7 protein-coding genes are annotated in these 8,285 nt (G+C 76.0%); 4 read left to right on the top strand and 3 right to left on the bottom strand.

Annotated features, from left to right (window positions below; translation table 11 throughout):
• The first annotated feature begins 138 nt into the window (after nt 1-138).
• Nucleotides 139-984, top strand: coding sequence for an ABC transporter ATP-binding protein (locus tag EBN88_RS26705; protein WP_122185014.1), 846 nt, complete (start codon nt 139-141; stop codon nt 982-984).
• Nucleotides 981-1,868, top strand: coding sequence for an ABC transporter permease (locus EBN88_RS26700; RefSeq protein ID WP_122399613.1), 888 nt, complete (start codon nt 981-983; stop codon nt 1,866-1,868). Before EBN88_RS26705 ends, EBN88_RS26700 begins: the two co-directional genes overlap by 4 nt.
• Before the next feature lie 16 nt (nt 1,869-1,884).
• Here the strand turns inward: EBN88_RS26700 and EBN88_RS26695 are convergent, their stop codons facing one another.
• Nucleotides 1,885-2,268, bottom strand: a complete 384-nt coding sequence (locus tag EBN88_RS26695) for a GntR family transcriptional regulator (RefSeq protein ID WP_122399612.1) — start codon at nt 2,266-2,268, stop codon at nt 1,885-1,887.
• A gap of 4 nt (nt 2,269-2,272) precedes the next feature.
• Entirely contained in the window at nt 2,273-3,241 is a 969-nt protein-coding gene (locus EBN88_RS26690) for a DUF1648 domain-containing protein (protein WP_122399611.1), read from the bottom strand.
• Nucleotides 3,242-3,398: 157 nt separating this feature from the next.
• On the opposite strand from EBN88_RS26690, the gene EBN88_RS26685 reads away from it, so the two are divergent.
• Nucleotides 3,399-4,928 (top strand): UDP-N-acetylglucosamine 1-carboxyvinyltransferase, encoded by a 1,530-nt coding sequence (locus EBN88_RS26685; RefSeq protein WP_122399610.1) that lies wholly within the window; start codon nt 3,399-3,401, stop codon nt 4,926-4,928.
• Nucleotides 4,929-5,022: 94 nt separating this feature from the next.
• On the opposite strand, the gene EBN88_RS26680 is transcribed toward EBN88_RS26685, so the two are convergent.
• Complete coding sequence (locus EBN88_RS26680; protein WP_122399609.1) at nt 5,023-5,943, bottom strand: NAD(P)-dependent oxidoreductase; 921 nt, start codon at nt 5,941-5,943, stop codon at nt 5,023-5,025.
• Nucleotides 5,944-6,171: 228 nt separating this feature from the next.
• Between EBN88_RS26680 and EBN88_RS26675 the strand changes: the two genes are divergently transcribed.
• A partial coding sequence (locus tag EBN88_RS26675; RefSeq protein ID WP_147472859.1) for an AfsR/SARP family transcriptional regulator occupies nt 6,172-8,285 on the top strand: 2,114 nt, incomplete at its 3' end.

Genomic DNA, 8,285 nt, shown 5'->3' with positions numbered 1-8,285 from the left:
CGAGGGGGCGGGGGCCGTGGGGCCGTCGGCCGGCGGGCCGGGCGCGCCCGAGGAGGCGCCGGCCGCCCCCGAGGCCGCGCGGTGACGGCCGGCCGGGCCCCGGCCGGTCACCTCGTCGTCGAGGCGCGGGGGTTGGCCATGGCCTACGGCGGCGTCGACGTCCTCCACGGCGTCGACCTGACCGTCCGCCGGGGCGAGGTCTTCGCGCTGCTCGGGCCGAACGGCGCGGGGAAGACCACCACGGTCGAGATCCTGGAGGGCTTCCGGCGGCGCTCGGCCGGGGAGGTCACCGTGCTCGGCGCTGACCCGGAGCGGGGCGACGACGCCTGGCGCGGCCGCGTCGGGCTGGTGCTCCAGTCCTGGCGCGACCACCGCCGCTGGCGGGTCGGCGAGCTGCTGACGCACTTCGCGTCCTACCACCCCGACCCGCGCGACCCGGCCGAGCTGCTGGCGCTGGTCGGCCTCGTCGAGCAGGTCGGCCAGCGCGTCGAGCGGCTCTCCGGCGGCCAGCGGCGGCGGCTGGACGTCGCGCTGGGCATCGTCGGCCGCCCCGAACTCCTCTTCCTGGACGAGCCGACCACCGGCTTCGACCCCCGCGCTCGGCACGCGTTCCACCGGCTGGTCGAGCGGCTGGCCCGCGAGGAGGGCGTCACCGTGCTGCTCACCACGCACGACCTGGCGGAGGCCGAGCGGCTCGCCGACCGGATCGCCCTGCTGGTCGGCGGCCGGGTGCGGGCCTGCGGCACGCCGTCGGAGCTGGCCCGTCGGGCCGCCGCCCGGGCCGAGGTCCGCTGGCGGGCCGAGGACGGGACGTTCCGCGGCGAGCGCACCGACGACCCCTCGCGGCTGGTCTGGGACCTCCATCGGAACGCGCGGGGGCCGATCGCCGAACTGGAGGTGCGCCGCCCGACGTTGGAGGACACCTACCTCCGGATGGTGCACCGGGAGGAGACGGCCGTGGCGGACGAGGAGGTGCCCGCATGACGCGCCGGGCGGGCGGGGGCAACGGGCGCGGCGGGCGCCGGCACTGGCGGGCCGGCCTGCGGCGCGGCGGTATCGAGCTGCGCCAGCTGCTGCGCGGCCCGAGGGAGCTGGCCGGCCATCTGACCAACGTGCTGGTCGCGTTGCTGCTCGCCGTCTCCATCGACGGCACGGTGGACGGCACCGAGGTACCGAGCGCCCATCTGGTGGTCGTGGGCTTCGCCGCCTATCTGCTGTTCCAGATCGGGGTGATCAACCTGCCGCAGATCCTGGTGACCGAGCGCGAGGAGGGCACGCTGCTGCGGCTGCGCGCCACGCCCGGCGGCATCCCGGCGTATCTGATCGCCAAGTCCCTGCTGGTCGTCGCGATGGCGGTCGGGACGCTGGCGCTGCTCCTGGCGTCCACGGCGCTGCTGGCCACGGGGCCGACGCCGCGCGGGGCCGGCGGCTGGCTGACGCTGCTGTGGGTCACCACGCTGGGGCTGCTGGCGGTTGTTCCGCTGGGCGCCGCCATCGGCGCGGTGCTGCCGAACCCGCGCGAGGCGCTGGCGTTGCTGATGCTGCCCGCGATGGGGCTGCTGCTCACCTCGGGCGCGATGTTCCCGAGCAGCGTCCTGCCCGACCCGGTGCAGCGGGTGGCCGCCGCCTTCCCGCTCAAGTGGATGGCGCAGGGTCTGCGTTCGGCGCTGCTGCCGGACGCGGCGCGGGCCGCCGAGCCGGCCGGGTCCTGGGAGCTGCCGATGGTCGCCCTGGTGCTGACGACCTGGGCGGTGCTCGGGTTCCTGCTGGCGGTCCCGCTGCTGCGGCGCGCGGCCCGCCGGGAGTCCGGCTCCCGGCTGGCCGCGCGCCGCGGCGGGGCGGCGCACAGCGGGGCGCTGCCCGCGTAGGAGGGTCGGGCGGCCGTCAGGGCGGCCCGGGTTCGCCTGCGGCGGTGGGGAGTTGGGAGGAGACCAGCCGCAGGATCTCCTCGTCATCGACGCCCAGCGCCCTGGCCTCGGCGACCAGCTCGGCGGCCAGGGTGAGCAGCCGGGCCAGCCCCGGCGCGTCGGTTCGCCCGGTGACCACCGTGCCCCGGCCGCGCCGCAGCTCCACCAGGCCCTCGTCCCGGAGCCGTTGGTAGCCGCGCAGCACCGTGTGGACGTTGACCCCCAGCGAACCGGCCAAGGAGCGGGCCGGCGGCAGCCGTTCGCCCGGTCGGGCCGAGCCGTCCGCGATGGCGCCCCGGACGCAGGCGGCGATCTGCTCGCCCAGCGGCACGGGCGAGTCGGGCGTGACCCGGAAGAGCATCGGCTCAGCCGCCTTCCCCGCGCCGGCGCGCGGCCAGCCCGTTGAGCAGCGCGGCGGCGGTGTCCGCGTCGTCCACGGTGACGACGAACGCCCGCCCGCCCTCGCGCCGCACCCGCAGCGCCTCGCCGGAGCGCAGCACGACGCCGGAGGCGCCGGGCCGCACCCGGTAGCCCCAGCCGCCGAAGTCGCCGATCGCGTCCACCCGCACCGCCTCGGCCTCCGCGACGCTGGCCAGCGGAACGGACAGCCTCGGCCTCGGCAGCGGCGGCAGGTCGACGACCAGCCCCGAGCCGTCCACGGTGACCCGCACGCTGGCCAGCGCCCCGACGACGACGGCCGCCAGCAGGCCCAGCAGTCCCGGCGCCCACTCCCCCACGGCCAGCGACACCAGGGAGGCCAGCAGCACCACCAGCGCGGCGATCCGCATCACGCGGGAGCCGACATGTCGACTCCAGACGGCCGACTCCCCCGGCTCCAGCCGCAGCACCGAGGACCGTCCGGGGCGCTCGCGCGTCCTCGGGCCAGAGCCGACGAGCCGCCAGGCGCCGAGCCCCACCAGCGCGCCGCCGCCCAGCGCCACCGGCAGCCACCACAGCGGCAGCCGCACGTCGGTCGGGTCGGCGACATCGACGTTGACCAGCAGCGAGGTGACCAGGAGCGTCCCGGTGAACACCGGCAGGCCGGCGCCGAGCGCGGCCGTCAGCCGGCGCATCGGGCCCCGGCCGCGCCACAGGGCCACGCCGAGCGCGAGCCCCTGGAAGACCAGCGTGCCCAGCGCCAGGGCCAGCAGCGCCTCGCGGGAGAGGAAGCCGTCCGCCGTGCCGCCGCCGTCGAAGTGGGTGGCGACCCGGTCCGGCAGCCGGTCGCGCACCCCGATCGCGACGGCGGTCAGGATGCCGATCGCCGCCAGGTGCGGCAGGACGACCAGCGCCAGCCCGCGCCCCCGCCCTCGCTCGTCGGTGGTCTCTGCCATGCCCGCTCCCCTCGTTCCCGCACGGCCCGTTGGCCTCTTGTTAGCATTCGACGCGAACAACTAGAACAAGAGTAGAACACATCACCCCCCGGCGTGTCACCACCCGAATGGCCCACCCCGAGAGGAGCAATCTCATATGTGAGATAGGCTCGAAGGCATGATCGATGACTACCTGGCCCGGATCGGACAGCTCATTCGGGACGCCCGTCAACATCGCGGCTGGACACAATCGCAGCTCGCGGAGGCCCTCAGCACCAGTCAGAGCGCGGTGAACCGCATCGAACGAGGCAACCAGAACATCAGCCTTGAGATGATCGCGCGCATCGGCGAGGCCCTCGACAGCGAGATCGTCTCGCTGGGCTACGCGGGCCCGATGCATCTGCGGGTGGTGGGCGGCAGACGGCTCAACGGCGCCATCGACGTCAAGACGAGCAAGAACGCCTGCGTGGCGCTGCTCTGCGGCAGCCTCCTCAACTCCGGCCGCACCGTGCTGCGTCGGGTCGCCAGGATCGAGGAGGTCTTCCGCATCCTGGAGGTGCTCAACTCGATCGGCGTGCGCACCCGTTGGATCAACGAGGGCGCCGATCTGGAGATCACCCCGCCCGCCGAGCTGGACATGGACGCGATCGACCTGGACGCGGCCCGCCGCACCAGGAGCATCATCATGTTCCTCGGGCCGCTGATGCACCGCATGAACCAGTTCAAGATCCCCTACGCCGGCGGCTGCGACCTCGGCACCCGCACCGTCGAGCCGCACATGATGGCCCTGCGCAGGTTCGGACTCGAGGTCACGGCGACCGAGGGCGTCTACCACGCCACGGTCACGCCGGGCACCTCGCCGGACCGCCCCATCGTGCTGACCGAGCGGGGCGACACCGTCACCGAGAACGCGCTGCTGGCCGCCGCCCGGCACGACGGCACCACCGTGATCCGCAACGCCTCGTCCAACTACATGGTCCAGGACCTGTGCTTCTTCCTGGAGCAGTTGGGCGTGCGGATCGACGGCGTCGGCACCACCACGCTGACCGTGCACGGCGTTCCCGAGATCGACCGGGACGTGGACTACTCGCCCTCCGAGGACCCGGTCGAGGCGATGAGCCTGATCGCGGCCGCCCTGGTCACCGAGTCCGAACTCACCGTGCGGCGGGTGCCGTTGGAGTTCCTGGAGATCGAACTGGCCGTCCTGGAGGGCATGGGCCTGGACCACGACCTCGGCCCCGAGTACAAGGCGGACAACGGCCGCACCCGGCTGGCCGACCTCACCGTGCGCCCCTCCAAGCTGGAGGCGCCGATCGACAAGATCCACCCGATGCCGTTCCCCGGCCTCAACATCGACAACGCCCCGTTCTTCGCGGCCATCGCGGCCACGGCGCACGGCTCGACGATGATCCACGACTGGGTCTACGACAACCGCGCGATCTACCTCACCGACCTGAACCGCCTCGGCGGTCGGCTCCAACTCCTCGACCCGCACCGGGTGTTGGTCGAGGGCCCGACCCGCTGGCGGGCCGCCGAGATGATGTGCCCGCCGGCGCTGCGCCCGGCGGTGGTCGTCCTGCTGGCGATGATGGCGGCCGAGGGCACCTCGGTGCTGCGCAACGTCTATGTGATCAACCGTGGTTACGAGGACCTCGCCGAGCGGCTGAACTCGGTCGGCGCGCAGATCGAGACCTTCCGCGACATCTGAGCCGGCCCGGCCCAACCCGTCGGCCCGCCGGGCCCGTTGACCGTGTGACCGTGCCCCCTCCCCCGCCGCGCGCGGGAGGGGGCACGGTCCCGTCTCAGGCCGCCGCGTGCGCGGGGAGGGTCTCGGCGACGCTGGCGATGCCGCTGGCGCCGTGGCCGGCGGCGGCCGCGCGCTCCAGCAGCGTCGTGAACAGCCGGGGCACGTCGGTGGCGAGGCCCGCCGCCGCGCTGGCGTGCGTCAGATGCTCCAGTGCCGCCCGGTGCACGTCGACGGTGCCGTCGTCGTCCGGGTAACGGCCCTCGGTCACCTGCCGCGCGTGCTCGCCCAACAGCGAGCCGACGAACGGCAGATGGGCGGAGGCCACCGAGGCGAACGCCACCGGATCGACGCCCGCCGAGCCCGCCAGGGCCAGCGCGTGGTGGAACCCGGCCAACGTCCCCCAGGCCAGCCCGAACAGCGCGGTGTCATAGACCGGCGCCAGCGCCGGATCGGGGCCCAGGTGCAGGGCGTTGCCCAGGCTCGCCAGCACCGTGCGGTGCGCGGCGAACGCCTCCGGCGCCCCGCTGAACACGAACAGCGCCTCCGGCCGGCCCACCAGCCGGGTGCCGCTCATCGCGGCGCCGTCGAGGTAGGCGGCGCCGTGCCGCCCGGCCCACGCGGCGGCCTCGGCGGCCTGTTCGGGCGTGCCGGAGGTCAGGTTGACCAGCACCCGGCCGCCCAGCCCCTCCGCCACGGGCCCCAGCACCTCCCGCACCGTCGCGTACTCCGGCAGGCACACCACGACCAGCGGGCTCGCCAGGACCGCCTCCCGTGGCGCGTCCGCGCGGAGCGCGCCCTGGGCGGCCAGCGCCTCGGCCCGCGCCGCGCTCCGGTTCCACACGGTGGTGGGGTGGCCGGCGGCCAGGAACGCCTGGGCCAGCCTGGCCCCCAGCTGCCCAAGACCGATCACCGACACCGCCGACCGCTCGCGGTCCGCCACGTCGGCCGCCCGCTCCTCGTTGCCCCGCTTCACCATCGCCGTCTTCCCTTCGCTCCCGCGCTCCCGCGCTCGTGATCCGCCCCAACGGCCGGCGGTGGCCGGCCCGTTCGGCGTGAACCTCACGGTGCCGGGCGGCGCTGTCGGGACGGTGTCGGAACGCTGTCGGTCGCGCTGTCGGTCCCGGGCCGTCGGTCGCGCCCGCGGCCTGGGCGTCCGTGCGGGTCGGCCCGGAACGCCGCTGGTGGGGCGGGTTACGGTGCGTCCATGCGCTTCCTGGTCCTCGGCCCGTTGACCGTCCTGGCATCCGACGGACGGCCCCTCGACGTTCCCGAGGCCGGGGTGCGCGCGCTGCTGGCCGTGCTGCTCACCGAGGCCGGACGCGCGGTCTCCGCCGACCGGCTGGTGGACGAGCTGTGGGGCGGGCGGCCGCCGAGGAACCCCGCCGGCACGCTCCAGACCCGGGTCTCGCGGCTGCGCCGGGCCCTGACCGAGCCGGGGGCGGAGAGCCCCGTCGAGTCCCGGCACTCCGGCTATCTGCTGCGGGTCGCGCCCGACGCGGTGGACGCGCACCGCTTCGCCACGCTGACGGCCCGGGCCGAGGCGGCCGGTGCGGCCGGGGACCAGCGCGCGAGGGCCGCGCTGCTGCGGGAGGCGCTGGCGCTGTGGAACGGGGAGCCGTTCGCCGGCGTGGGCGACCTTCCCGCCCTGCGGAGCGCGGCGGCGCGGCTGGCGGAGCAGCGGCTGACCGCCGTGGAGGCGCTCGCGGAGGCCCGCCTCGAACTGGGCGAACACCACGCGCTGAGCGACGAGTTGACCGCCCTGGCGGCCGCCCATCCGCTGCGCGAGCGGCTGCGCGCCGCCCAGCTGCGCGCCCTCTGGCTGGCGGGGCGGCAGGCCGAGGCGCTGGCCGGCTACGAGTCCCTGCGGGTGCGGCTCGCCGAGGAGCTGGGCGTGGACCCGGGGCCCGAACTCGCCGCCCTGCACCGGGCGATCCTCGCCCAGGACCCTGACCTGCGCCCGGCGACGCCATCGGGCGGGCGGGGCGCCCCTCTGACGGCCCTCGTCGGCCGGGGGCCGGCCGTCGCCACGGTCTCCCGACTCCTCGACGCGCACCGCCTGGTGACGCTGACCGGGTCCGGCGGCGTCGGCAAGACGCGGCTCGCGGAGGAGGTCGCGGAACGGGTCGGCGCCGGCCGGCCCGACGGCGTGCGAACGGTCGCGCTGGGCGGGGGCGTTGACGCGCCGGCCGCCGGTCCCGTTTCGGTCGGGGGGAACGCGGTGGCCGAGCGGCTCGGCGCGGCGCTCGGCGTTCGGGAGGACGACTCCCCGGGCGGGCTGCTGGACGCGCTGCGTTCGCGACTCCGCCCGCTCCGACTCCTGCTGCTGCTCGACAACTGCGAGCATCTGATCGGGCCGGCCGCCGCGACCGTACGCGAACTGCTCGCGGCGGCCCCCGGGTTGACCGTGCTGGCCACCAGCCGGGAGCCGCTGGGCCTGCCGGGCGAGGCGGTGTGGACCGTGCCACCGCTCCAACAGGCCGACGCCGAGGCGCTGTTCGCCGCCCGGGCGGGGGACGCGACGCCCGGGTTCGCCGTCACCGAGGCGAACGCGGCGGCCGTCGCGACGATCTGCCGCCGCCTGGACCGGCTCCCCCTCGCCCTGGAACTGGCCGCCGCCCGCGTCCGGGCGCTCGGCGTCCACGCGCTGGCCGCCCGACTCGACGACCGCTTCCGGCTGTTGACCGGTGGCGCGCACGGGCTGCCGCCCCGGCAGCGCACGCTGCGCGCGGTCATCGACTGGAGCTGGGACCTCCTCGCCCCGGACGAACGCGCGCTGCTGCGCCGCCTCTCCGTCTTCGCCGACGGGCTGGACCTGGCGGGGGCGGAGGCCGTGTGTGGCGACGAACGAGGTGAGGTCGTCGGACCGCTGGTCCGGCTGGTGGACCGCTCCCTGGTCACGGCCGTGGAACCCGCCGACGCCGGCGAGGCGGCGACCGAAGGGCCGCGCTACCGGCTGCCGGAGACCGTCGCGGCCTACACGCGCGAACGCCTCGCCGAGGCCGGCGAGTTGGCGGACCTCCAGGCGCGGCACCTCGCGCACTACACCGCGTTGGCCGAACGGGGCGCGGCGGGGGTGCGCGGCCCGGAACAGGCGGGGTGGCTGCTCCGCCTCGACCGGGAGAGCGGCAATCTGCGCGCCGCGCTCGACGGCGCCGTGCGGCGGCGGGACGGCGCGGGCGCGCTGCGGTTGGCGATCGCCCTGGGCTGGTACTGGTTCCTGCGCGGCCGACTCACCGAGGCGCGGCGGTCGTTGGGCGAGGCGCTGGCGGTGGCCGGGGCACCGGCGGCGGGCGGGGCACCGGCGGCGGGCGGGCCGGC

Source organism: Streptomyces triticirhizae, from assembly GCF_003696235.1.
GTDB classification, from domain to species: Bacteria; Actinomycetota; Actinomycetes; order Streptomycetales; family Streptomycetaceae; genus Streptomyces; species Streptomyces triticirhizae.
The sequence above is the reverse complement of the archived record's forward strand: the minus strand, read 5'-3'. Positions and strand labels throughout refer to the sequence as shown.